Consider the following 25,295-nt stretch of genomic DNA (forward strand, 5'->3'; position numbering starts at 1 on the left):
TTATGAGCAAATAAAAAAGCCCGATAGATTCGGGCTTTTTATTTATTGGTGATACTGCTTACTATGCTTTCTAACGGCTTCTAACATCGCTGCCGCATTTTCTGGCGGCGTCCATTGTGTAATGCCATGTCCGAGGTTGAATACGTGCCCATGACCGTTGCCATAGCTGCGAAGTACATTTTCTACTTGCTTCTCAATCGCTTCTGGCGTCGATAGCAAAATTGCTGGGTCTAAGTTACCTTGCAGTGCGACTTTATCACCTACACGTTTACGCGCTTGACCAATATCTACTGTCCAATCTAAGCCAAGTGCATCTGCACCAATTTCAGCTTGTGCTTCTAACCACAAGGCGCCACCTTTGGTAAAGACAACACTTGGAACTTTGCGACCATCATTATCTTTAATTAAGCCAGCTACAATTTTCTTCATATAATTAAGCGAAAACTCAATATAGGCATCGTGTGAAAGTGCACCGCCCCATGAATCAAAGATCATCACCGCTTGCGCACCAGCCAAAATTTGCGCATTTAAATACTGAATCACGGTTTGCGCGGTTGTTTCTAAAATGTGATGCAACAAATCTGGGCGAGCGTAGGCCATTTTTTTTATGGTTAAAAAGTCTGTGCCACCTTTGCCTTCCACCATATAGGTGGCTAGCGTCCATGGGCTACCTGTAAATCCAATTAAAGGTACGCGGCCATCTAGTGTTTTGCGGATTTGCGCTACGGCATCAAACACGTATTGCAATTTAGCCATATCTGGTACTTCTAGCTTTTGAATATCAGCTTCTTCACGTAATGTGCGCTCAAATTTTGGGCCTTCACCTTCTTCAAAATATAAACCTAAACCCATTGCGTCTGGCACAGTAAGAATATCAGAAAACAAAATTGAGGCATCTAAAAGCGGATAGCGGTCTAGCGGCTGAATCGTCACTTCAGTCGCAAAGTCCGGACTTTTGCACAACTGTAAAAAACTACCTGCTGTTTTGCGACTTTCACGGTACTCTGGTAAATAACGTCCTGCTTGGCGCATCATCCACACTGGCGTGTAGTCAGTTGGCTGGCGCATTAGCGCTTTTAAGAACGTATCGTTTTTTAATTCACTCATTGTATTAACCTAAATATTCAAGTCATAAAAAAGGACGCAAAATAATCTACTTCGCGTCCTTTGTGTCTAATCATCGTTCATAAACTTGGATTAGAAATTGCATTTTCACCGAAACTTACCTTGGCAATACTCAGCGTGGCAATGTAGAAGAGCCCATTAAAAACTCATCCACAGCTTTAGCCGCTTGGCGACCTTCACGAATCGCCCAAACCACCAAGGATTGTCCACGGCGAACATCGCCGGCTGCAAACACTTTTGTTTTGCTGGTTTTATAGCTGTCAACGCCTTCGGTAGTAGCTTTAGCATTACCACGAGCGTCTTTTTCTACACCAAAAACTTCAAGCAATTTTTGCACTGGAGACACAAAGCCCATCGCCAATAATACTAAATCAGCTTTGATGGTGAATTCTGAACCAGCCACTTCAACCATTTTGCCATTGACCCACTCAACTTTAGCGCCTTTTAAAGCAACGACTTTACCGTTCTCACCGATTAACTCTTTAGTAGTGATAGACCAATCACGGCTGACACCTTCTTCATGTGAGCTTGAAGTGCGCATTTTGAGCGGCCAATTTGGCCAAACGAGCTCTTTGTTTTCTTTTTCTGGTGGTTGTGGCATTAATTCGAATTGCGTAATACTTAATGCACCGTGACGGTTTGAAGTGCCTACACAGTCTGAGCCTGTATCACCACCACCAATTACAACAACGTTCTTATTGCTCGCCATCACTTGATTCGCAACGGTATCGCCAGCCACCACTTGGTTTTGCGGTGTTAAAAAATCCATGGCATACATCACGCCATCTAACTCGCGACCTTTTACTGGTAAGTCACGTGGATACTCAGCGCCTCCGGCTAAAATCACGGCATCGAATTCAGCGAGCAAATCATCCGCATTAACATTTTCACCTACGTTTTGATTAACGCGGAACTCAACGCCTTCAGCTTCCATCTGAGCCATACGACGATCAATGTGTGATTTTTCCATTTTGAAATCTGGAATACCGTAGCGAAGCAAGCCACCGATGCGGCTATTCTTTTCTAACAGCACAACACTATGACCTACACGCGCTAATTGTTGCGCAGCTGCCATACCCGCTGGACCTGAACCTACGATTGCGACTTTTTTACCTGTTTTATGCGCAGAAATCTGCGGAGTCACCCAGTCATTTTCCCAAGCTTTATCGATGATTGCATGCTCGATAGATTTAATACCAACTGGATCCGCATTAATATTTAGCGTACAAGCCGCTTCACACGGTGCTGGGCAGATACGACCAGTGAACTCAGGAAAGTTATTGGTTGAATGCAAGACATCAATCGCTGCTTTCCAATCTTGGCTATACACCAAGTCGTTAAAATCAGGGATGATATTATTGACAGGACAACCCGTAGTACAAAATGGAATACCACAATCCATACAGCGCGCACCTTGCTGTTTGGCTTCTGCATCGCTTAAATGTAATACAAACTCTTTGTAATTTTTAACGCGGTCTGTCACTGGCAGATTTGCTTCAGCCAGTCTATCGTATTCCATAAAACCTGTTACTTTGCCCATACTAATAAGCCCTTACCCATATTTAATTTTTTTGCATTGCGCATACTGTGTGTTTTTAACAAGCAGTGATTTAGCTAACCTTAAGCAGCTACTAATGCTTTGTCTTCAGCAAGTTCGATTAAAGCGCGTTTATATTCGTTTGGCATCACTTTGACAAACTTAGTTCTGTAGTTTGCCCAATCAGCCAACATCGCACTCGCACGAACGCTACCAGTATATTTAACGTGATTTTCAATCAATGTTTTCAGTGTAATTTCATCTGGTTGATCGAGATGATGTACTTTACCTAAGCTAGCATCTGCGCTTTCCACTTTTTCAAGCGCAACCATGCTCATATTGCAGCGTTTAGCAAATAGACCATCTTCGTCATACACATACGCCACACCACCGCTCATACCTGCCGCAAAGTTTTGACCTGTTAAACCAAGCACCACAACAGTGCCGCCAGTCATGTATTCGCAACCATGATTACCAACGCCTTCAACGACCGCTGATGCACCTGAGTTACGCACGCAGAAGCGTTCACCTGCAACGCCGCGGAAATAGCTTTCACCCGTAGTTGCACCGTACATAACGGTATTACCGATGATAATATTTTCATGCGCGATACCGCGGAATGCCACTGGCGGTTTAATGATAATGCGTCCACCACATAAGCCTTTGCCCACGTAGTCGTTACCTTCTCCAGTCAATTCAAACGTAATGCCTTTGGCTAAAAACGCCGCAAAACTTTGACCAGAAGTACCAGTAAAGTTGACGTGTATCGTGTCATCAGGCAAGCCTGCGTGACCATAACGCGTAGCAACTTGATTAGACAACATAGTACCTACAGTACGATTTGTATTAGAAATTGCTATGTCTAACACTACTTTTTCGCCAGTTTCTAGGGCTTTAGTAGCCAAGCTAACTAATTTGTTATCTAGCGCATTCACCAAACCATGGTCTTGTACGTCATTATTTTTACGTGAAACGCTCGCAGGCATTTCTGGCAGATGGAACACTTTGGCAAAATCTAAACCTTGAATTTTCCAGTGATCGATACCTGCTTGCATATTTAGCAAATCTGCACGGCCGATTAAATCGTCAAACTTAGCAACACCGATAGAAGCCATTAACTCACGCACTTCTTCAGCAACAAAGAAGAAGTAGTTCACTACATGCTCAGGCTGACCAGTAAAGCGTTTACGCAATTCTGGGTCTTGTGTTGCCACGCCTACAGGGCAAGTATTGAGATGACATTTACGCATCATAATACAGCCTTCAACCACTAGCGGCGCGGTAGCAAAACCGAACTCATCAGCACCTAATAAGGCACCAATCACAACATCGCGACCGGTTTTAATTTGACCATCGACTTGCAACACCACGCGGCCGCGCAATTGATTGAGCACTAGAGTTTGCTGTGTTTCAGCAAGGCCAATTTCCCAAGGACCACCAGCATGTTTCACTGATGAAATTGGTGATGCACCTGTACCACCATCATGACCAGCAATCACAATATGATCTGATTTAGCTTTAGCAACACCAGCCGCAACCGTACCGACGCCAGTTTCAGCGACTAATTTAACTGAAATCGATGCTTTAGGATTTGCATTTTTCAAGTCATGAATGAGCTGCGCCAAATCTTCAATTGAATAGATATCATGATGTGGAGGAGGTGAAATCAAGCCCACACCAGGCACTGAGAAGCGCAATTTCGCGATATATTCAGACACCTTGTGACCCGGTAACTGACCACCTTCACCAGGTTTAGCACCTTGCGCCATTTTGATTTGAATTTGATCAGCTGATGCCAAGTATTCAGCCGTTACACCAAAGCGACCTGAAGCCACTTGTTTGATGCGTGAGCGCATTGAGTCACCCGCTTTTAGCGGAATATCTTTCACAATCACATCGCTACCAATGACTTTCGCCATAGTAGTGTCAGCAGCTACTGGAATGAAGCGTTTTGCATCTTCACCACCTTCACCAGTGTTCGATTTACCGCCGATGCGGTTCATGGCAATGGCTAAAGTTGCATGCGCTTCAGTAGAAATTGAACCCAGTGACATCGCACCAGTCGCAAAACGTTTAACGATTTCTTTGGCTGATTCTACTTGATCAAGCGGAATTGCCGCGCCTACTGATTTAATCTCAAACAAACCACGCAAGGTCATGTGACGACGTGTTTGGTCATTGATTAACTTAGCGTATTCTTTATAAGTATCGTATTGACCTGTGCGAGTTGCATGTTGCAATTTAGCAATAGAATCTGGCGTCCACATGTGTTCTTCGCCACGCACTCTAAATGCGTACTCGCCGCCAGCATCTAAGCTATTGGCCAACACTGGATCTTCACCAAATGCTGACGTGTGCAAACGTTCAGCTTCTTCAGCCACTTGATCTAAACCAATACCTTCAACATTGGTAGTGGTACCAGTAAAGTATTTTTCTACAAAAGCCGTGTTTAAGCCAATGGCCTCAAATTTCTGGGCTCCACAGTATGACTGATAAGTAGAAATACCCATTTTTGACATGACTTTATACAAGCCTTTGCCAACCGCTTTAACAAAGTTTTTAGCTGCGGCATACTGGTCTTTAACATCCATATGCTTAATAGTTTCAAATGCCAACCATGGGCAAACTGCCTCAGCACCATAACCTGCAAGCAAAGCAAAGTGATGCACTTCACGCGCTGAACCAGTATCAATGACCAAACCTGAACTGGTACGTAAGCCAGCATCTACCAGATGCTCATGCGTTGCTGAACAAGCCAGCAATGCGGGAATCGCTAAGCGATCTGCGCTGATATTTCTATCTGAAAGAATCAGAATATTAAAGCCGCTTTTTACTGCATTTTCAGCCGCGCTAGTTATGCTAGCAACTGCTGCTGCCATGCCAGCCTTACCCTGTGTTGCAGGATAAGTAATATCTAACACTAATGATTTATATTGGTTTTGTGTAAGTGTAGCAATCGCTTTCAATTGCTCTAACTCATCTAACATCAACACAGGTTGACTGGCCTCTAAACGCATTGGAGGCGTTGCTTCATCCACGCCTAATAAGTTTGGTTTTGGGCCAATGAAGGTTACCAATGACATCACCAACTCTTCACGAATCGGGTCAATTGGCGGGTTAGTCACTTGCGCGAATAATTGTTTAAAGTAGTTATAAAGTAACTTCGGCTTGGCTGACAACACTGGCAAAGCTGCGTCGTTACCCATTGAGCCAGCGCCTTCTTCACCGTTTTGCACCATAGGTTGCATTACGAATTTGAGATCTTCTTGTGTATAACCAAAAGCTTGTTGCGTATCCAGAAGACTAGCCGCCATTTCTAGACCGCCTTCAACTTTAGGCATATCACTTAAGAAATAACGTGTTTTCTCAATCCACTGCTTGTAAGGCTTAGCCGTCGCGAGCGCATTTTTCACTTCTGCATCGCCAATAATACGGCCTTGCTCAGTATCAATCAGCAACATTTTGCCTGGCTCTAAGCGCCATTTTTTAACGATTTTCTCTTGCGGGAATGTCAATACGCCCATTTCAGACGCCATCATTACGAGGTCATCTTCAGTCACTAAATAACGCGCTGGACGCAAACCGTTACGGTCTAGCGTTGCACCAATCATGCGGCCGTCGGTAAATGCCACGGCAGCAGGGCCATCCCATGGCTCCATCAATGCAGCGTGATACTCATAGAATGCGCGACGCTCTTCGTCCATCAAGGCATTATTGCTCCAAGCTTCTGGAATCAACATCATCATCGCGTGTGGCAATGAGTAACCACCGGCCACTAGCAACTCTAAACAGTTATCAAAACAAGCTGAGTCTGATTGGCCATCTACAATTAGCGGCCATAGTTTTTCTAAATCTTCGCCAATCAGGCTAGATTTCATGGTTTCATGACGCGCGGCCATCCAGTTAACGTTACCTTTAACTGTATTAATTTCACCATTATGCGCAATCATGCGGAATGGGTGCGCTAAGTCCCAAGCTGGGAATGTATTGGTAGAAAAACGTTGATGCACTAGCGCCAACGCTGAAACCAGCATTTCATCGTTTAAATCCGTGTAATAAACACCCACTTCATTAGCAAGCAACATACCCTTGTAAACGATGGTGCGTGAAGACAAAGATGGAATATAGAACGTGGCCTTGTCTTGTAAATTCAATGCACGAACCGCATGCTCTATGCGTTTGCGAATAACGAATAATTTACGCTCAAAAACGTTCTGATCCGTAGTTGTAGCACCAACCATAAGTTGACGCATAGTAGGCTCAACATCACGCGCAGCTTGAGCGATATTGCTGTTATCAACTGGTACATCGCGCCAGCCGAGTAAGGTTTGATTTTCTTCTGCAATGATTTTGCTGATTAAAGCTTCGCAAGCTTCGCGATTTGTTATGGTTTGCGGCAAAAATACATTAGCAACAGCATATTGACCTGCTTCTGGAAGAGTAATGCCAAGCTTCGCGGCCTCTTTACGCATAAATGCGTCTGGCATTTGCATAAGCAAACCAGCGCCATCACCCAATTTAGGGTCATAACCTGTAGCACCACGATGGGTCAGGTTAGTTAATAATTCCAACCCTTTTTGCACAATCTCATGGCTCTTTTTGCCTTTGATATGTGCCACAAAACCTACACCACAAGCATCACGCTCGTTTGACGGGCTATATAAGCCCTGTTTAGCAGGCTGATTTGAATTCAAATTGTTTGAATTTAGGTTGTTCGAGTTACTTAAATCTGTTGCCATATTATTTAATCACAAAACATTTAGCGGAACCTTCAAGTTTACCGTTAAATGCCTATGTGTTCAATAAGATAGGGGCATAAATTAAGCTGAATTTCGTTTTTTTTAATTTTTAGGCGCTTCATTAAGAAATAAAGCAAGCCTAAACTCAAACTACAGAGCCCCGCCATTTCACTGATGTTGAAATAACGGGGGCAAAGGGAGTTGGTGAGTGAAATTGACCAGAGGAACTGAAGAGTACAATTAAAGCAGCAAGTCTTTACTTGATTAGTGAAAATACCTTTTTAGCTGCAGCAACAGTGTTAGCAATATCTTCATCAGTATGCGCGGCTGAAACAAAGCCTGCCTCAAATGCAGATGGGCCTAAGTAAATGCCACTATCTAACATGCTGTGGAAGAACTGATTAAAGTGCTCTTTGTTTGATTGCAACATCTCATGATAAGAAGTCGGGCATTTTTCGCAGAAATATAGGCCAAACATTCCACCAACGCTTTGTGCATTAAATATCACACCAGCTTCTTTTGCCGCAGCCTTTAAGCCATCAACTAACTTTTGAGTTTGCGCGGTCAACTTAGCGTGGAAGTCGGGCGCTTGGATAAGCTCTAGTGTTTTCAAGCCAGCCGTCACAGCAACGGGATTGCCAGAAAGCGTACCCGCTTGATACACCTTACCCACCGGTGCGAGGCATTGCATAATATCTTTGCGTCCACCAAACGCACCCACCGGCAAGCCGCCGCCAATCACTTTACCCAAAGTCGTCATATCAGGCTTAATGTTATATAGCGCTTGCGCACCGCCCAAAGCGACGCGGAAACCCGTCATCACCTCATCAAAAATCAATACAGCGCCATGTTTAGTGCAAAGTTCACGTAGCGTTTGTAAGAACTCCATGTGTGGCACGATTAAGTTCATATTACCGACGACAGGTTCAATAATCACACAAGCGACTTCATCACCTGTTTTATCAAACAAGTCTTTTAATTGCTGCGTGTTGTTATATTCTAAAGTGAGCGTGTGTGCGGCTACACTGGCGGGCACACCACCTGAATCTGGCTCACCAAAAGTCAGCAACCCAGAACCAGCCTTTACCAATAAGCCGTCTGAATGGCCGTGGTAGCAACCCTCAAACTTCACGATTTTATCGCGGCCAGTAAAACCACGCGCCGTGCGGATCGCACTCATAGTGGCTTCTGTACCGCTGCTATTTAAACGTACCTGCTCCATGCTAGGCACCAGCTTATTGATTAACTGCGCCATTTCAAGCTCTAAACCTGTAGGCGCACCAAATGACAAGCTATTTGCCGCAGCTTCTTGTACAGCCTTAATCACCGTAGGGTGTGCATGACCAACAATCATTGGGCCCCAAGAGTTGATGTAATCGATGTACTCCTTACCATCGACATCCCAAAGCTTAGAACCCAAACCTTTTTTGAAAAATATAGGCGTACCACCCACACTACGAAACGCGCGCACTGGCGAGTTCACACCACCAGGAATAAGTTCTTGAGATTTGTCAAAAAGGGTTTGATTGGTAGAAGTCATGTCGTTGCCTTAAGGGTTGATTCTTTGAATAAACGTGCAAATTGTTGAGCCGCTAATTTTACGTCATCTGCATTAAAAATTGCATTAATCACAGCGATTGAATTGGCGCCAGCTTGAATCACTGATGGCACATTTTCTAGCGTAATGCCGCCTATAGCCACTGCTGGAATATGTAATTGCGCGTTTGCTTGTTTGAATAAATCTAAACTTGCTACAGGCGCATGCGGCTTGGTGCTAGATGCAAAGCAAGCACCAAAAGCCACATAAGTTGCACCAGCTTGTTGCGCGCTTAGCGCCAAATCAAAGCGGTTATAGCACGATGCACCTAGTATTTTATTTGCGCCTAATCTTGCTTTAACTTCGGCGATATTGCCATCATCTGCACCTATGTGTACGCCATCTGCATTTAAAGCGAGGCAAAGCTCTACAGAGTCATTGATGATAAATGGCACTTGATGTTGCTTGCATAGCGGCAAAATAGCGCTTGCTTGTTGAGTTTGCAACTTATAGCTTGCTTGTTTATTGCGATATTGCAGCACGCGTATACCGCCTTGAAGCGCGGCTTCTACCTTGGCTAACAGTAAATCTGTGTCAGCTTCGTCGGGCGTGATTGCGTATAAACCGCTTATCATGAAATAAATTGCTTTAGCTGAGGTTAGTGCGTTTTAGCACTGCCATCACCGCTATTCACAACGGCATCTTCTTCGTCACGTGCCCAGAACATGCGGTCTGGAATAAATTGCCCCATACCTGGTCTAAAGCCATTTTTAAGTGTTTGCCATGTGTATTCTTGCGCTTCCATCACGGCTTCTTCGATGCTCAAACCATGCGCCATGCAGGCGGCAATTGCACTTGTAAGTGTGCAGCCAGAGCCATGATAGCTACCAGCCAATCGCTCCCATTTGTACGCTTTAATAAGCTTATTTTCACCATACAATGTGTTGGTCACCTCTAAGCTGCGTTCATGTGTGCCAGTAATCAGCACGTACTCACTGCCCATTTCCAGCAGGCGCGCAGCAGCTTCATCTAGTGAAGTTAGCGCTACTTCATCATCCGCATCGGCAAATGCTAATCGACGCGCTTCTAAGCTATTTGGTGTAATTAAAGTGGCTTGTGGAAACAACAGCTCAATCATGGCGTCCATCATGTCATCATTGGTTAAATCATCGCCACGACCAGAAGTTAAGATGGGATCTATCAACAACGGAATGTCAGGATAATCCGCCATGATTTCGGCAATCACTGCGATATTTTCAACTGAGCCTAGCAGACCAAGCTTAAATGCTGAAACCTGAACATCTTCTAAAATCGCCCTTGCTTGGTCATTCACCCAATCTGCATCCATCGCCAGCACACCATCAACACCACGCGTATCTTGCACGGTAATAGCCGTCACCACAGAGAGCGGGTGGCATCCTATGCTAGCAAAAGTGAGAATGTCTGCCTGCAAACCTGCGCCACCACTAGGGTCTGTGCCAGCAAAGGTTAATACTGAAGGTGGTGCTTGATTGGCCATAATGTTTCTGCGCTAAATGATTACATCAATTTAAATGGAGCGGGTGACGGGAATCGAACCCGCATATCGAGCTTGGGAAGCTAGCGTTCTACCACTGAACTACACCCGCCTAAGCCACTATTTTACTGCATTTTATTGACAGCTTTAACAATTTGATTGTACTTTTGATTACCCTTAAAGTGAAGCCATCGTACTATTGCGTATGTTGCCGCACTAAATCACTTAACCAATCCATAAAGATTCGTACTCTTTTAGAGAGATTTCGTCTGTGCGGATACACGAGCGATACAGGCATCGCTGGTGCACCGAACTTCTTAAGTATTTCCACTAATTTGCCTTCAGCGACAAGCTTGGCACCACCTATCAATGGCGCTTGAATAATCCCTAAACCAGCCAAACAAGCTGCTTGATAGCCATCTGCGTTATTAACACTGAGCCGACTAGGCATTGAAATGCGCTGGCATGCTTGACCGTCCCAGTACTCAAACATATCAAACTTAGTAGCGGCATTGACACAATAGTGAATCAACCAATGATTACTTAAATCCTCTAGCCTTAAAGGTTCACCATGCTGCGCGAGATAGGCTGGGCTAGCGTAATTGGTCTGCGTTAACACACCGAGATTTCGCACAATCAAACCCGAATCTTGCAACTTGCCTGTGCGTATCACGCAATCAAAACCTTCTGCAATTAAATCTACTTGGCGGTCGGTACTACTCAAATCCACTTGTAAGTTTGGATAACGACTTAAGAACTCTGGTAAACGTGGAATCACAATATTGTGCGCCATTGGGTATGACATATCGACACGAATCAGACCGCGAATGCTGGCATCGTCAGTTTGAAACAAGCTATCTAGCTCATCCATCTCTGCCAGCACATCTTTACCGCGCTCGTAAAAAATCTGACCATCTGGTGTCAGCTGTACTTTACGCGTAGTGCGATGCAGTAGCTGTGTGCCCAGCCGATTTTCTAATTGTTGCACGGCTAGAGATACACTCGCTTTTGGCAAGCCCAGCGCGTCTGCCGCTTTGGTAAAGCTACCCAGCTCAGCCACGCGCACAAAGCGCTTTATTGCATCTGTATTTTCCATAGCACAGCCAATTGTCAATAATAAGTGAACAGTATAATCATTTATTGAGTATTTATCACTTTATAGAATACCAATAAGATAGCGACTAGTTCAACAACTCATGGAGAAATATGATGGCTCAGAAAACTCAAAAAATAGGTGTGATTACTGGCGGCAGTCGCGGACTTGGCAAGAACACAGCATTGGCGATGGCGGCACAAGGTGTGGATGTGATTTTGACATACCACAGCCAGAAAGACTCAGCAGAAGCTGTAGTAGCGGAAATCGTGGCGATGGGGCGCAAAGCCGTGGCACTAAAATTAGATGTGACCAACGCATCTCACTTTACAGACTTTGCCGAGCAAGTTTCGCAAGCCCTTACAACACACTGGCAACAAAGCCACTTTGATTTTTTAGTGAACAATGCAGGCGGCGGTGCTTATGCGTCTTTTGCCGAAACGACCGAAGCGATGTTTGACCAGATGGTAAATCTTAATCTCAAATCAGTATTTTTTCTCACCCAAAAACTATTGCCGCTCATCAATGATGGTGGTCGCATTGTGAATATTTCCAGTGGGCTCGCTCGCTTTGCCATCCCTGGTTACATCGCTTATTCCGCGATGAAAGGCGGGGTGGAGGTGCTGACACGCTTTATGGCGAAAGAATTAGGCGCGCGCAACATCACCGTAAATACGGTAGCGCCAGGTGCAATTGAAACAGACTTTGGTGATGGCTTAGTGCGCGACAACAAAGACGTTAACGCTTATATCGCCTCGCAGACCGCACTAGGCCGCGTGGGCGTTGCAGACGATATTGGCCCGATGATTGCATCATTGCTATCAGAGAATAATCGCTGGGTTAATGCGCAACGCATTGAGGTTTCTGGTGGAATGTTAATTTAGCTATGCTGATTTAATCGTGTGACTTTAACCCCAGCTTATTTCAATAAGCTGGGGTTAATGCACGTTAAAAAATAGTCAAAACTCTAGCGGATCAACATCAATCGCCCATCGCACTTTAGCTGCGATGGCTTGACCTCTTAATTGACTCACCAAGTTTCTAAGCAATTTTTGCAGTGCGCCTCTATTGCTAGTTTGCATCAATACATGGCCTCGCTCCATGCCTTTTAGACGTTCCATTTGTGGACGGATTGGGTCGTATACAGTGACATCAGTGCTTAAATCTCGGACTAATTTGAATGCATGATTTAAAAACTGTTGCACAAGTGCAAAATCATTCGCTTCCGCACGTAGCAGCGCCATAAACACATACGGTGGGAACTGCACTTGTTCGCGCTCTTGCAACATGGCGTTGGCATAACTCACATAATCTTGGCTGCGCAGTGCGTTAAATAGCACATGCTCTGGAAACTGCGTTTGAATAATGACCTGCCCTGCTTTATCTGCCCGACCTGCGCGTCCAGCTACTTGCATGAGTTGCGCAAATAAACGTTCACTTGCCCGAAAATCTGGGCTATGCAGCGCACTATCGGTATCAATCACGCCAACTAAGGTCAAGTTTGGGAAATCATGCCCTTTAGCGAGCATTTGTGTGCCCACCAAAATATCGATTTCTTGATTGTGTACTTTGTCTAAAATCTCAACCAAAGCGTTCTTGCGGCTGATGCTATCGCGGTCTACTCGTGCAATGCGCGCAGTTGGCAGCAATTGCGCCAAGGTTTGCTCTAGCCTTTGTGTGCCGTGACCTGTTGGGTGTAAATCTGCATTGCCACAACTTGGACATTGCAACGGGATTTTTTGCTCATGCCCGCAATGATGGCAGCGCAATTTTCGTTGCCCTAAATGCACTACCAAGCGGCTGCTGCAACGCATACACGGCGCAATCCAATGGCAAGCTGAACACAACAAAACAGGCGAATAACCTCGGCGATTAATAAACAACAAGCTTTGCTCTTTGCGCGCTAACCTTAGTTTTAACGCAGTAATCAGTTGCGGCGTTAAACCCTGTTGCAGGTTCACTTTAGTCGTATCTATACACTCAATATTGGGCAGTTGCGCCGCTGTAACCGCACGCTGGTTCAGGCTAAGTAAATTGTATTTATTTGCAGTTGCATTATGCCAACTTTCCAGCGCAGGCGTTGCGCTACCCAGCACCACTGGAATGTTCAAACGCTTGGCTCTCACCAGTGCAATATCGCGCGCATGGTAACGCATACTATCTTGCTGCTTATACGAGCCATCGTGCTCTTCATCGATAATAATGAGCTTTAAATTAGGCAGCGGCGTAAAGATAGAAAGTCTTGTGCCGATGACAATTTTAGCCGCGCCTGATTGCGCCATTTGCCAATGATGTAAGCGTTCACTCTCGCTTAAATTACTGTGCAAACTCACTAGCGGAATATTTGCAAAGCGGCTTCTGAAACGAGATTCCAACTGAGGCGTTAAGTTGATTTCTGGCACTAGCACTAATACTTGCGCGTCTTTAGAAGCTAAAAAGTGCTGCATCAAACGAATATATACTTCGGTTTTCCCACTGCCTGTAATGCCATGCAACAACCATGCTTTAAATTCGGTTGAGTTTTGCACAATTTGCTCAACCGCATGCGCCTGCTCTTCATTTAAGTCTGGCTCAATAGCTGATTGCTGTTCTAATACGCGCAAACCTGCTTGTACTTGCTTGCTGCTCGCCCAACCATCCAACACCAGCTGCTTTGCAGCTTTACGTGCGCCGCTGGAAATAGCATCTAACTCGACCTCTGTCAGCAGTTCAGATGCTTGCAAAGCCTCAAACACTCGGCGCGTCACCAATTGACGTTTAGGAATTTGGTCAACACTTTGCGTACGCCCAAACTCAGTCAATTGATAGGCAAACTGCTTGCGCGAAACGGCTGGCGCGATTTGCCGCAAACGTGAGGGCAGGGCAGATAACAATGCCTGCCCAAACGGATATTGGTAATAATCCGCGCTAAACTTAATCAAATTTAACGTTTCAGTATTAATTGGCAATTCATCTACAAATACCTGCGTGACAGGCTTTAGTTTTTCAATCGGAAATTCGCTAGTTTCAGCAAAGCCCATCACAATACCAATCTGGCTTCTACGGCCAAATGGCACGAGTACGCGCTGACCGATTTGCGCAACATTCCCACCGCTCAAATAATCAAATAAGCGGTCTAGCGGCACATCTAAAGCAATTTTTAGGATGGTTTTGGGCAAAGTTATGTTCAGAAAATCAACTGATTAAAGAAAAAATGGCGACAGTAGGTTAAAATAGCGGTTTTAGCATGTAATGCAAATATTGTGAAAACACATCTTACCCAATTACTGACCGCAGCCGCAAAAACTATTGCGCCTGAATTTGAAGCGACCATTTTACTTGAGCGCCCAAAATCTGCCGAACATGGTGATTTTGCAACCAATTTAGCATTGGTTTTAGCTAAGCCACTCAAACAAAATCCGCGCGCAATCGCTGCCCAAATCATCGAAGCACTGCCAGCCAGCGACTATATCGCGAAAACTGAAATCGCGGGCGCAGGATTTATTAACTTCTTTTTGAATGCTCAATCACAGCAAGCTGTTGTGACTGATATTTTAAAAGCTGGCGAAAATTATGGTCGCAATAACATCGGTAGTGGTCAGAAAGTACAACTAGAGTTTGTTTCAGCTAACCCAACCGGTCCATTGCATGTAGGACACGGACGTGGTGCAGCGGTGGGCGATTGCTTAGCACGCTTGCTGGATGCCAATGGCTGGGATGTGACACGTGAGTTTTACTATAACGATGCTGGTGCACAGATCGACAATCTGACGATTTCAGTATTAGCGCGGTGCAAGGGCATTCCAACGGACGATGCTAGTTTTCCTGAAAATGGTTACCGTGGCGACTATATTATGGACATCGCCAACGCGTTTCTGAACAAAGAAACTGTGACCGCCGATGACATGCAAGTCACTGCAAATGGCGATATCACTGACGAAGATGCCGTACGCACCTTTGCCGTAGCCTATTTGCGCCATGAGCAAGATTTAGATCTAAAGGCCTTTCAAATCAAGTTTGACGTATTTTCACTAGAAAGTGCCTTGTATTCAGAAGGTAAAGTTGAAGAAACCGTGCAAGCGCTGATTAAAAGCGGTCATACCTATGATTTAGATGGTGCACTTTGGCTTAAAACCACAGACTTTGGCGATGACAAAGACCGTGTGATGCGCAAATCTGAAGGTGGTTACACTTACTTCGTACCTGACGTGGCTTACCATGCAGAAAAATGGAAACGTGGTTTTGTACGTGTAATTAACGAGCAGGGCGCTGACCATCACAGCACCATTACTCGCGTTCGTGCTGGTTTGCAGGCTTTAGATGCTGGCATTCCAAGCGGTTGGCCTGATTATGTATTGCACCAAATGGTCACTGTGATGCGCGGTGGCGAAGAAGTGAAACTGTCAAAACGTGCAGGTAGTTATGTCACGCTACGTGATTTAATTGAAGAAGTTGGCTGTGACGCAACACGTTACTTCTTAGCCGCGCGTCGTTCAGACTCACAATTGGTGTTTGATATTGATTTAGCTCGTGCTCAAACCAACGATAACCCTGTGTTTTATATTCAGTATGCCCATGCCCGTATTTGCAGCGTGTTAGCCCAATGGGGTGGTGTTGCAGCGCAATTAAATGATGTAGATTTAAGCCCGCTTAATAATCCGCATGAGACTGCACTGATGCAACGTTTAAGTTCCTACCCTGAAACAGTTGCAAATGCCGCGACCGAGCTAGCGCCGCACGTAATCGCAAATTATTTAAAAGATTTAGCCAGTGATTTGCATAGCTATTACAATGAATATAAGTTTTTAATTGAAGATGAAACCGTTAAACTAGCGCGCTTAAGCTTGATTAGCGCTACACAACAAGTCTTAAAAAATGGTTTAGGCTTACTTGGCGTAAGTGCGCCCGAAAAAATGTAGTACAAATGTAAGGACTTTAGAAAATTATGAGTAGAGATTACAAACCAAGCCCAGAAAGATCAAAAAGCAGCAGCAAAGGCAGCCCTTTTTTAACGGGTCTATTGGTCGGCATTTTATTAGGTGTTGCTGCATCACTCAGCGTGGTGATGTTTATTAAAGGCGGCGATAGCCCATTCGGCGCACAAACCGAGAAAGAACCTAAAACGCCATTGGCAGATAAAATTGTTGCGGACACTAAAGCTGAAGCAGCAAAAGCTGCAGCTGAAAAAGACAAACAAGCCGCTGCAGATAACAATGAAAACGTTGACGACAAAACACGTTTTGATTTTTACACAATTTTGCCGGGTAGCGAGAGCAAAGTGACCAAAGAAGAAGAAGATAAAATCAAGGCAAACGACCAGCAGCCTGTTGTTCCAAAAAGTTACTTTCTACAAGTGGGTGCTTTTCAAACAGATGAAGAAGCTGATAATCTAAAAGCTAAACTTGCCTTGCAAGGTTTTGAGGCGGTAGTACAGACCGCTACCATTCCTGATAAAGGTACTTGGCACCGCGTACGCGTAGGACCTTTGAACGATTTAGATCAAATCAACAAAACCAAAAAAGATTTAATCAGTAACGGCTTTAATGCTGACTTGATTAAAGTAAATAACGAAAACCAGTAACGTAAACAAGTTATTTTAGATACTGACTACAATTTTTATAGATTGAATTGTCAGCCAAATTTAAAGTCACACGTTTGTATGTAAATAATATTTAAGTAATGTGAGTGAATATTAATCATTAATTTAGATAGTTAAATTTTAGACCAAGTTAAAAGGAAAGTTAAAGATGAAAAAATTGTTGGCCGCATTAATGTTGTTAACCTCATTCAATGTGTTGGCAGCAGACCCACAATTGGGTCAGGAATTTGATAAAACAGCAGAAGTCATCAACACAGACAACCCGGGTAAAATTGAAGTCACTGAAATATTCTGGTACGGCTGTATTCACTGCTATCACATGGATCCTATCCTCAATGCATGGGTAAAGAAATTACCAGCAGATGTAGCATTCAAACGTGTACCTGGTTTGCCTAATCCATCTTGGGCGCCTATGGCTAAAGCTTTCTATGCTATGGAAGATTTGAAATTATCTGATAAATTGCACACCGCTTTGTTTGATGCTGTGCATAAAGAAAAAGTGTTAGACCCTACCAATGAGGCAGCAATTACTGATTGGATGACTAAAAAAAGTGGCTTAGATAAAGCAAAAGTTGAAGCAGCATTTAAGTCATTCTCTATGAATAATAAATTGAACCAAGCGGCTAACTTCTTCCGTGCTTCTGGCGCAACTGGTGTACCTAGTTTTATTATCAATGGTCAATTCATTACCTCTAGCACAATGGCTGGTGGTAACGAGCAAGCGCTTAAAACAGTTGATTTTATTGTTGGAAACATTCGTGCAAGCAAAGCAAAGGCTCCTGCAAAAAAGTAATTGAAGAATCAAACTGGTTAACGTCCTTTTTCAAGAGAATGTTTAATCGGTGATTCTGATAAGACTTTAGCTTAAACCTAATTAGCCCGTTACTGCCTTTTGGTATTAACGGGTTTTTTACGCCTATAATATTTCTGTTATTCAATTGTTATCATCATCTAAGGCTACATCCATGAAAGTTTTTATCACTGGCGCTTCCAGCGGCATAGGCGAGGCACTCGCCACAGAGTATGCTAAACGCTTTCAAAATAAAGACACTACTATAGGACTAGTGGCCAGACGTAGTGAGCACTTACAAAAACTGCAATCTAAGCTACAAGAAACCTACAAAATTAAATGCGCTATTTATCCGCTAGATGTGCGTAATCATCAAGCGCTAGCCACAACCGCAGCAGACTTTATACAACAATATGGTACGCCGGATATCGTCATTGCCTGCGCGGGCGTAAGCCGTGGAACGCTCACCGAACACGTGGAAGACATCGCCGCTTTTCAAGCGATTATGGATATTAACGTCATGGGATTGGTGCATACCTTTCAACCATTTATTGCCGCCATGCGTCAAGCTGGGCAAGGACAATTAGTCGGCGTTGCCAGTGTCGCGGGTATTCGTGGCTTGCCAGGCGCAGGCGCCTATAGCGCGAGCAAAGCAGCAGCCATTAGTTATTTAGAAAGCCTGCGCGTAGAAATGGCGCAACACAATATTGCTGTCACCACCATTGCACCGGGCTATATTCGCACACCAATGACTGACGTGAATCAATACAAAATGCCGTTTTTAATGGATCCCAATGTATTTGCCCATAAGTTTGCCAGTGCCGTTGAAAACAAACGTAGATTCTGTGTGATTCCATGGCAAATGGGTTGGGTAGCAAGATTAATGCGCTTGATACCACCATTTCTATGGGATTTTGCCATGAAAAAAGCGCCTCATAAGAAGCGCTTAGATTGGGATTGGCTTTAGTTTGTCATACCTTTGAGCATCGATATCTAGCATCTTTAAAGATACTGGATTCCGTGTCATGCACGGAATGACAATCTGTAAAACACTGTTCTAACGTGTAATTGGTTTATAGCGAATCCGCTTAGGTTTCGCACCTTCTTCACCCAAACGTTTGCGTTTATCGGCTTCATACTCCTGATAGTTACCGTTAAAGAACGTCCATTGCGACTCGCCTTCTGCTGCGAGTATGTGTGTCGCGATACGGTCTAAGAACCAGCGATCATGTGAAATTACCAATACGCAGCCTGCAAACTCTAATAACGCATCTTCTAGCGCACGTAATGTTTCTACATCTAAGTCGTTTGATGGTTCATCCAGTAGCAACACGTTGCCGCCTGAAATCAACGTTTTAGCCAAGTGCAAGCGGCCACGTTCACCGCCTGAAAGCTGACCAACGATTTTTTGCTGATCGCCGCCTTTAAAGTTGAAGCGGCCAATGTAAGCACGTGATGGCGTTTCGTAACGACCTACTGTAAGAATATCTGAACCACCTGAAATTTCATCGAATACGGTTTTAGCATCGCTCAGGGCGTCGCGACTTTGGTCAACATAAGCCATTTTAACGGTTTGACCGATATTCACTTCGCCGCTGTCTGGTGCTTCTTTACCTGTAATCATTTTAAATAGCGTTGATTTACCCGCACCGTTCGGGCCAATAATGCCGACTATCGCACCTGCTGGCACACTGAAGCTTAAATTATCAATCAACAAGCGATCTTTAAAAGCTTTACTGACGCCATTGAATTCAATGACTTGGTCGCCTAAACGCTCACCAGCTGGGATGAAAATCTCCTGCGTTTCGTTGCGTTTTTGGTATTCAGCACTTGCGAGCTCTTCGTAACGTGCAATACGTGATTTACTCTTCGCTTGGCGTGCTTTCGGGTTTTGACGCACCCACTCTAACTCTGTATTCAATGCTTTACGACGTGAAGATTCTTGCGATTCCTCTAACGCTAAACGTGCTTGCTTTTGATCTAACCAGCTTGAGTAATTGCCTTTCCATGGAATACCATGGCCACGATCCAACTCTAAAATCCATTCCGCAGCGTTATCAAGGAAGTATCTATCATGCGTTACCGCCACCACGGTGCCTGGGAAGCGCACCAAGAACTGTTCTAACCATTCCACAGACTCTGCATCCAAATGGTTGGTTGGCTCGTCTAGTAACAGCATATCTGGCTTAGACAGCAATAGTTTACATAAAGCCACACGACGTTTCTCACCGCCAGATAATGGGCCGATTTTCGCATCCCATGGAGGTAAACGTAGTGCATCTGCAGCAATATCTAGTTGCGTAGTTAAGTCACTGCCGCTTGCGGCAATAATGTTTTCCCACTTTGCTTGTTCTTCAGCCAGCTTGTCAAAATCTGCGTCTGGTTCTGCATAGGCGGCATACACGGCTTCTAGCTTGGCTTGTGCCTCCATCACTTCGCCCATTCCTGACTCAACTTCTTCACGTACAGTTTTTTCTGGGTCTAGTTGCGGCTCCTGCGGCAAGTAGCCAATCGTCATATTGGGCTGCCATTGCACTTCGCCCTCAAACTCTTTGTCCACACCTGCCATAATGCGCAGCACAGTAGATTTACCAGAGCCATTTAAACCCAGCAAACCAATTTTTGCACCTGGGAAAAAAGATAAAGAAATATCTTTAATAATGGTTTTTTTAGGAGGAACGATTTTGCTCACGCGGAGCATAGACATGACATATTGAGCCAAAATAAGTACCTTTTTGTTTTGCTAATATAAAAAATGAAAGCTTAACAGAAAGCCCGCCTGCTTGCTCGCTATCACTTACTATACATCAATGATTGCCAGTGAATAAGGCGAGGGGAATGTAGGTATAATGTGCCAACGATAAAAGGCACCGCTTAAATGGCAATCAAATCCACAATTTATAAAATCGATCTGCAAGTTTCTGATATGGATCGCAACTATTATCAGCAACACAATTTAACCATTGCCAAACATCCGTCAGAAACTGATGAGCGCGTCATGGTGCGGCTGATTGGTTTTGCTATGTATGCCAATGAAGCGCTGATATTTGGCAAAGGCTTGAGCGATGATGAAGAGCCCGATTTGTGGCAAAAAGATCTCACTGGCGCTATCGAGTTATGGATGGATGTTGGTTTGCCAACAGAAAAAGATATTCGCAAAGCAGCAGGGCGTGCCAAGCAAGTAGTGGTGGTGCTTTACGGTGGAAGAGTCGCTGATATGTGGTGGACGGCAAATAGCAAAGCCTTACTTAAAACCAACAACTTAACGGTGATTAATTTGCCTGAAACAAAAGAATTAGCAAATATTGCAGAACGAGGCTTTAATATCAGCTGCACCATTCAAGATGGGCAAATCATGGTGGGGCATGACGGTGGAACTTTAGACATTACACCTGTGATTTTGAAAGAGCCAAGTACTTACTAGCGCACTTTAATCAAGTCAGCATTTCTAGGTCAAAATCACTTTGTATGCCGCGCTTGCTCCAGCTGGTGCATGTTCTAGCTTCTGATAAGTCACCCCAGCAAAATCCGCACAAACTTGCTGAAACGCGCCTGTCACCAAAGTTTCACCTTGTTTTGCGACATCTTCACCCAGTTTACAGGCGGCATTCACCTCTGCTCCAAACACTTCGGTATTACCTACACGCAAAATCTTACCAAAACCCAAACCGACACATAAGTGAACTCTTTCTTGCTCAAGTTTAGCTTCGTTGTAGGGAATTAAAATCTGCTGCATCACAAGTGCACATTGCAATGCTTTTTGTGGCTGACGAAAAATCACTAAAAAAGAGTCACCATCAGTTTTAAGCAAGAAGCCTTCATTCTGCTCAATCACTGGTAATAACAAACGCTCAGATTCATAAATCGTCTGCAAAAAATGAATTATGCCGTACTCAGCCACTCGGCGAGAAAAGCCCGCCAGATCAGTCATCATAACGCACCACTCTTCGCCAAACAAATCCCAAATACGCTGATCTATTTCTTCTTTATTAGCATTTGGTAATAACCTTTGTGCAATCAAGTCGTATAAGCGACTTTCAGAATTCTGCATTACAGTTTTAGAGTTGTGACTCATATTGTTTCCGCTCAATGAGACGTATACTTCTTGGCTTATCTACTATTCTACTGTAACCGATTTTGCCAAGTTTCTAGGCTTATCCACATCCGTGCCCTTAATTAATGCCACATGATATGCCAATAATTGCACAGGAATAGTATGCAAAATAGGTGAGAGCACGCCAACATGGCGCGGAGTACGAATGACATGCACACATTCACTTTCGGCAAAGTGACTATCATCATCGGCAAAAACAAACAGCTCACCACCTCGAGCTTTTACTTCTTGCATATTTGACTTTACTTTTTCGAGTAAAGTATCGTTTGGCGCAATAACTACAACGGGCATATCACTATCAACCAAGGCTAGCGGACCATGTTTAAGTTCCCCTGCCGGATAAGCTTCGGCATGTATATATGATATCTCTTTAAGCTTAAGCGCACCTTCAAGGGCAATTGGATAGTGTATACCGCGACCTAAAAACAAGGCGTGATGCTTATCAGCAAATGCTTTTGCCCATTCGCGTATTTGTGGCTCTAAATTTAGGGCGTGCTGCACGCTACCACCTAATTGCCTAAGCGCTGTTAGGTAACCTTGTTCTTGAGCATCATTGAGCATACCTCGCTGTTTAGCCAATGTTGCAGCTAAGGTAAACAAAGCCACCAATTGTGTAGTGAAAGCTTTAGTGGAAGCCACCCCTATTTCTGCCCCAGCTCGAGTGTAGAATACCAATTTTGAGGCTCTTGGAATGGCACTTTCTTGCACGTTACAAATAGATAGCGAGTAGTGCTGACCTAATGATTTTGCATGTTTTAATGCTTCCATGGTGTCTAGCGTTTCACCTGATTGTGAAATTGTTACTATCAGCTGGCGTGGGTTTGGTACTGATTGGCGATACCGATATTCACTCGCGATTTCAACGTTGGTAGGTATTTTGGCAATACTCTCTAGCCAGTATTTAGCAGTAAGCGCTGCATAATAGCTAGTGCCTGCGGCAAGTATGAGTATGCTATCAACTTGGCTAAAAATTTCACTAGCCGCGTCACCAAACAATACTGGAGAAAAGCGATTATCATCGATTAATGCTTCTATCGTATCCGTAAGCGCTTTGGGCTGTTCGTGTATTTCTTTTTGCATGAAGTGTGCATAAGGGCCAAGCTCCATGCTTGCAAGCGACACATCACTCATGTGAATTTTACGCTCTACGGTATTGCCATTACTTCCAAAAATTGTAACGCCATCTCGACGTATATCAGCGACATCGCCATCTTCAAGGTAAATCACTTTGCGCGTGACCGAAAGCACCGCCGAAACATCAGATGCAATAAAGTTTTCATTTTCACCTAAGCCAATTAACAACGGGCAACCTTGGCGAGCTGTAATCATATGTTCAGGCTCTTTAACTGAAATGACACTAATTGCAAATGCGCCGGTTAGTTCAGCTACCGCCATTTTTGTTGCGGATAGCAAGGCTAAACCTTGATTGTGGTAAAAGTGAATGAGGTGTGCAATCACTTCTGTATCGGTTTGCGAAGTAAACTCATATCCAAGTTGCATTAACTTATCACGCTGTTCATTATGATTTTCGATAATGCCGTTATGAACGACTGCTAGCTCTCCCTTTGAAACGTGTGGATGTGCATTGCTTTCTGTGACTCCGCCGTGTGTTGCCCAGCGCGTGTGGCCGATGCCAACTTGACCACTTAGATTCACTTCTAAAGCTTTTTCTGTCATGGCAGCAACACGGCCAACCGCACGAACGCGTTCAATGTTTCCACCACTTAATACAGCAACGCCAGCAGAATCGTAGCCGCGGTATTCCAAGCGGCTTAAACCTTCTATAAGGGTTGACACGACGTTTCTACTTGCAACTGCGCCTACAATTCCGCACATAGATGTACTTTCATCAATTGATTGATTTAATCTTACTTTTTAATCTTTACTGGCCGCTTCCAGCCCACTATCGTTTTTTGTTCTTTTGCGCGGCAGAATGTTAAAGCATCGGCTGGCGCATCTCTAGTAATGGTTGAACCTGCGGCAATGGTCGCGTTCTTTCCTATGGTGACTGGCGCAACCAATTGTGAGTCTGAACCGATGAACGCACCATCTTCAATCACCGTTCTAAATTTATTCGCACCGTCGTAATTACAAGTTATTGTGCCAGCACCAATATTGACCTGTTTGCCTACGGTTGTATCGCCCACATAACTTAGATGGTTAATCTTGCTACCAACATCAACTTGCGAATTCTTAAGCTCTACAAAGTTACCAATATGCGTATCTGCGGCCAGTTTAGTGCCAGGGCGCAATCTTGCAAATGGTCCAATACGGCTATTTTCGCCAATCTCGGTGTCATCAATATGTGTAAATGGTGCGATTTGAACACCAGCTTTTATTGTGGCGTTTTTAATGACACAGTTGGCTGCGATCTTTACGTTATCACTTAAAGTGACATTACCTTCAAACACGCAATTAACATCAATCTCAACATCTCTGCCACAGCTTAGCGAACCGCGCACATCTAGGCGGGCAGGGTCTTTTAAAGTAACACCTTGCAGCAGTAATTTTTCTGCAGTGCGCTTTTGATACACTCGCTCTATAGTACTTAAATCTGTTTTAGAGTTAATACCTGTCACTGACCATTCATCGTCTGTAATCTCTGCAACAACTTCTACCCCTTGTTGCACAGCTAGCGCCACAATATCAGTAAGATAATATTCGCCCTGAGCATTGTTATTGGTTAGTTGCGATAGCCATTTTGTTAAGTGACTATTTGGCATTGCCATAATACCTGTATTTACTTCGACGATATTACGCTGTGCCGCCGTTGCATCTTTATGTTCTACAATCGCTGTTACATTTTGATTATCTGCACGTAAAATGCGCCCGTAACCAGCGGGGTCTGCTTTATTAAAAGATAGAATCGCTAACTTGGTATTGGCTTGTTCAATTAAGGTCTTGCAAGCGGCTACGTCAACCAAAGGCACATCGCCCAGCATCACTAACGATTGTGCATCAGCATCTAAAAAGGGTAGGGCTTGTTGCACTGCATGTCCTGTGCCAAGCTGCTCAGCTTGGTTTACCCAACTAATATTTTCGTGTGGAAATGCTTCACGAACGAATTCGCCGCCATAACCATACACCACAATAATTTTGCTTGGATTTAGTGCTTTGGCACAATTAATCACATGCGCCAATATTGATTGGCCGCCAATTTCATGTAGAACTTTAGGTGTGTTGGAATGCATGCGGGTGCCTTTACCCGCTGCAAGAATAATGATATTAAGTGCCATCATGCCTTTAAGTATTCTGTGATTTTCGCA

18 protein-coding genes and 1 tRNA gene are annotated in these 25,295 nt (G+C 44.2%); 6 read left to right on the forward strand and 13 right to left on the reverse strand.

The genetic code is table 11. The annotated features are described in order from the left end of the window. Positions 1-42 precede the first annotated feature (42 nt). The 8 genes from hemE to M301_RS13955 all read right to left on the reverse strand — a co-directional run bounded on the left by hemE (position 43) and on the right by M301_RS13955 (position 11,550). Complete coding sequence (hemE, locus tag M301_RS13920) at positions 43-1,107, reverse strand: uroporphyrinogen decarboxylase (RefSeq protein WP_013149421.1); 1,065 nt, start codon at positions 1,105-1,107, stop codon at positions 43-45. 130 nt (positions 1,108-1,237) lie between these two features. Further along, positions 1,238-2,665, reverse strand: a complete 1,428-nt coding sequence (locus M301_RS13925; protein WP_013149422.1) for a glutamate synthase subunit beta — start codon at positions 2,663-2,665, stop codon at positions 1,238-1,240. Between the two features lie 80 nt (positions 2,666-2,745). Further along, positions 2,746-7,401: a glutamate synthase-related protein gene (locus M301_RS13930; RefSeq protein WP_013149423.1), complete on the reverse strand. Its 4,656-nt coding sequence runs from the start codon at positions 7,399-7,401 to the stop codon at positions 2,746-2,748. 256 nt (positions 7,402-7,657) lie between these two features. Then, positions 7,658-8,941, reverse strand: a complete 1,284-nt coding sequence (gene hemL / locus M301_RS13935; RefSeq protein ID WP_013149424.1) for a glutamate-1-semialdehyde 2,1-aminomutase — start codon at positions 8,939-8,941, stop codon at positions 7,658-7,660. Then, a complete protein-coding gene (gene thiE / locus M301_RS13940; RefSeq protein ID WP_013149425.1) occupies positions 8,938-9,573 on the reverse strand; it encodes a thiamine phosphate synthase in 636 nt (211 codons plus the stop codon). The genes hemL and thiE overlap by 4 nt, the downstream gene beginning before the upstream one ends. Before the next feature lie 23 nt (positions 9,574-9,596). Beyond that, a complete protein-coding gene (gene thiD, locus M301_RS13945; RefSeq protein ID WP_013149426.1) occupies positions 9,597-10,457 on the reverse strand; it encodes a bifunctional hydroxymethylpyrimidine kinase/phosphomethylpyrimidine kinase in 861 nt (286 codons plus the stop codon). Positions 10,458-10,492: 35 nt separating this feature from the next. Further along, a tRNA-Gly gene (locus tag M301_RS13950) sits at positions 10,493-10,566 on the reverse strand. Between the two features lie 84 nt (positions 10,567-10,650). Then, entirely contained in the window at positions 10,651-11,550 is a 900-nt protein-coding gene (locus M301_RS13955) for a LysR family transcriptional regulator (protein ID WP_013149427.1), read from the reverse strand. Between the two features lie 113 nt (positions 11,551-11,663). Here M301_RS13955 and M301_RS13960 point away from each other — a divergent pair, with 113 nt between their 5' ends. After that, positions 11,664-12,431, forward strand: coding sequence for an SDR family NAD(P)-dependent oxidoreductase (locus M301_RS13960; RefSeq protein ID WP_013149428.1), 768 nt, complete (start codon positions 11,664-11,666; stop codon positions 12,429-12,431). A gap of 75 nt (positions 12,432-12,506) precedes the next feature. Here M301_RS13960 and M301_RS13965 read toward each other — a convergent pair whose 3' ends face one another. Further along, positions 12,507-14,705, reverse strand: a complete 2,199-nt coding sequence (locus M301_RS13965) for a primosomal protein N' (protein ID WP_013149429.1) — start codon at positions 14,703-14,705, stop codon at positions 12,507-12,509. An 84-nt stretch (positions 14,706-14,789) separates the two neighbouring features. On the opposite strand from M301_RS13965, the gene argS reads away from it, so the two are divergent. From argS to M301_RS13985, 4 genes are all read left to right on the forward strand, one after another. After that, complete coding sequence (gene argS / locus M301_RS13970; protein ID WP_013149430.1) at positions 14,790-16,445, forward strand: arginine--tRNA ligase; 1,656 nt, start codon at positions 14,790-14,792, stop codon at positions 16,443-16,445. A gap of 26 nt (positions 16,446-16,471) precedes the next feature. Continuing rightward, a complete protein-coding gene (locus M301_RS13975) occupies positions 16,472-17,107 on the forward strand; it encodes an SPOR domain-containing protein (protein WP_013149431.1) in 636 nt (211 codons plus the stop codon). Positions 17,108-17,273: 166 nt separating this feature from the next. Further along, complete coding sequence (locus M301_RS13980; protein ID WP_013149432.1) at positions 17,274-17,918, forward strand: thiol:disulfide interchange protein DsbA/DsbL; 645 nt, start codon at positions 17,274-17,276, stop codon at positions 17,916-17,918. 172 nt (positions 17,919-18,090) lie between these two features. Then, on the forward strand, positions 18,091-18,882 hold the full coding sequence (locus tag M301_RS13985; RefSeq protein ID WP_013149433.1) for an SDR family oxidoreductase: 792 nt from the start codon (positions 18,091-18,093) through the stop codon (positions 18,880-18,882). Positions 18,883-18,972: 90 nt separating this feature from the next. On the opposite strand, the gene ettA is transcribed toward M301_RS13985, so the two are convergent. Then, positions 18,973-20,637 carry an energy-dependent translational throttle protein EttA gene (gene ettA / locus M301_RS13990; protein ID WP_041359548.1) on the reverse strand — a complete coding sequence of 555 codons (1,665 nt, stop codon included), beginning with the start codon at positions 20,635-20,637 and terminating at the stop codon, positions 18,973-18,975. A gap of 156 nt (positions 20,638-20,793) precedes the next feature. Here ettA and M301_RS13995 point away from each other — a divergent pair, with 156 nt between their 5' ends. Further along, positions 20,794-21,339 carry a YaeQ family protein gene (locus M301_RS13995; RefSeq protein WP_013149435.1) on the forward strand — a complete coding sequence of 182 codons (546 nt, stop codon included), beginning with the start codon at positions 20,794-20,796 and terminating at the stop codon, positions 21,337-21,339. 24 nt (positions 21,340-21,363) lie between these two features. Here the strand turns inward: M301_RS13995 and M301_RS14000 are convergent, their stop codons facing one another. From M301_RS14000 to glmU, 3 genes are read right to left on the reverse strand one after another with little or no spacing between them, the layout of a single operon-like run. Next, positions 21,364-21,990 carry an adenylate/guanylate cyclase domain-containing protein gene (locus tag M301_RS14000; RefSeq protein WP_013149436.1) on the reverse strand — a complete coding sequence of 209 codons (627 nt, stop codon included), beginning with the start codon at positions 21,988-21,990 and terminating at the stop codon, positions 21,364-21,366. Between the two features lie 42 nt (positions 21,991-22,032). Further along, positions 22,033-23,865 carry a glutamine--fructose-6-phosphate transaminase (isomerizing) gene (gene glmS, locus M301_RS14005; protein ID WP_013149437.1) on the reverse strand — a complete coding sequence of 611 codons (1,833 nt, stop codon included), beginning with the start codon at positions 23,863-23,865 and terminating at the stop codon, positions 22,033-22,035. Between the two features lie 32 nt (positions 23,866-23,897). Next, complete coding sequence (gene glmU / locus M301_RS14010) at positions 23,898-25,268, reverse strand: bifunctional UDP-N-acetylglucosamine diphosphorylase/glucosamine-1-phosphate N-acetyltransferase GlmU (protein WP_013149438.1); 1,371 nt, start codon at positions 25,266-25,268, stop codon at positions 23,898-23,900. Positions 25,269-25,295 lie beyond the last annotated feature (27 nt).

The sequence above is a fragment of the Methylotenera versatilis 301 genome (assembly GCF_000093025.1).
In the GTDB taxonomy this organism is placed as follows: Bacteria; Pseudomonadota; Gammaproteobacteria; order Burkholderiales; family Methylophilaceae; genus Methylotenera; species Methylotenera versatilis.

Excerpts from the sequence above, each read along its gene's own strand:
- hemE (WP_013149421.1), bottom strand. The coding sequence starts at position 1,107 with ATGAGTGAATTAAAAAACGATACGTTCTTAAAAGCGCTAATGCGCCAG.
- M301_RS13925 (WP_013149422.1), bottom strand. The coding sequence starts at position 2,665 with ATGGGCAAAGTAACAGGTTTTATGGAATACGATAGACTGGCTGAAGCA.
- M301_RS13930 (WP_013149423.1), bottom strand. The coding sequence starts at position 7,401 with ATGGCAACAGATTTAAGTAACTCGAACAACCTAAATTCAAACAATTTG.
- hemL (WP_013149424.1), bottom strand. The coding sequence starts at position 8,941 with ATGACTTCTACCAATCAAACCCTTTTTGACAAATCTCAAGAACTTATT.
- thiE (WP_013149425.1), bottom strand. The coding sequence starts at position 9,573 with ATGATAAGCGGTTTATACGCAATCACGCCCGACGAAGCTGACACAGAT.
- thiD (WP_013149426.1), bottom strand. The coding sequence starts at position 10,457 with ATGGCCAATCAAGCACCACCTTCAGTATTAACCTTTGCTGGCACAGAC.
- M301_RS13955 (WP_013149427.1), bottom strand. The coding sequence starts at position 11,550 with ATGGAAAATACAGATGCAATAAAGCGCTTTGTGCGCGTGGCTGAGCTG.
- M301_RS13960 (WP_013149428.1), top strand. The coding sequence starts at position 11,664 with ATGGCTCAGAAAACTCAAAAAATAGGTGTGATTACTGGCGGCAGTCGC.
- M301_RS13975 (WP_013149431.1), top strand. The coding sequence starts at position 16,472 with ATGAGTAGAGATTACAAACCAAGCCCAGAAAGATCAAAAAGCAGCAGC.
- M301_RS13980 (WP_013149432.1), top strand. The coding sequence starts at position 17,274 with ATGAAAAAATTGTTGGCCGCATTAATGTTGTTAACCTCATTCAATGTG.
- M301_RS13985 (WP_013149433.1), top strand. The coding sequence starts at position 18,091 with ATGAAAGTTTTTATCACTGGCGCTTCCAGCGGCATAGGCGAGGCACTC.
- M301_RS13995 (WP_013149435.1), top strand. The coding sequence starts at position 20,794 with ATGGCAATCAAATCCACAATTTATAAAATCGATCTGCAAGTTTCTGAT.
- M301_RS14000 (WP_013149436.1), bottom strand. The coding sequence starts at position 21,990 with ATGAGTCACAACTCTAAAACTGTAATGCAGAATTCTGAAAGTCGCTTA.
- glmS (WP_013149437.1), bottom strand. The coding sequence starts at position 23,865 with ATGTGCGGAATTGTAGGCGCAGTTGCAAGTAGAAACGTCGTGTCAACC.
- glmU (WP_013149438.1), bottom strand. The coding sequence starts at position 25,268 with ATGATGGCACTTAATATCATTATTCTTGCAGCGGGTAAAGGCACCCGC.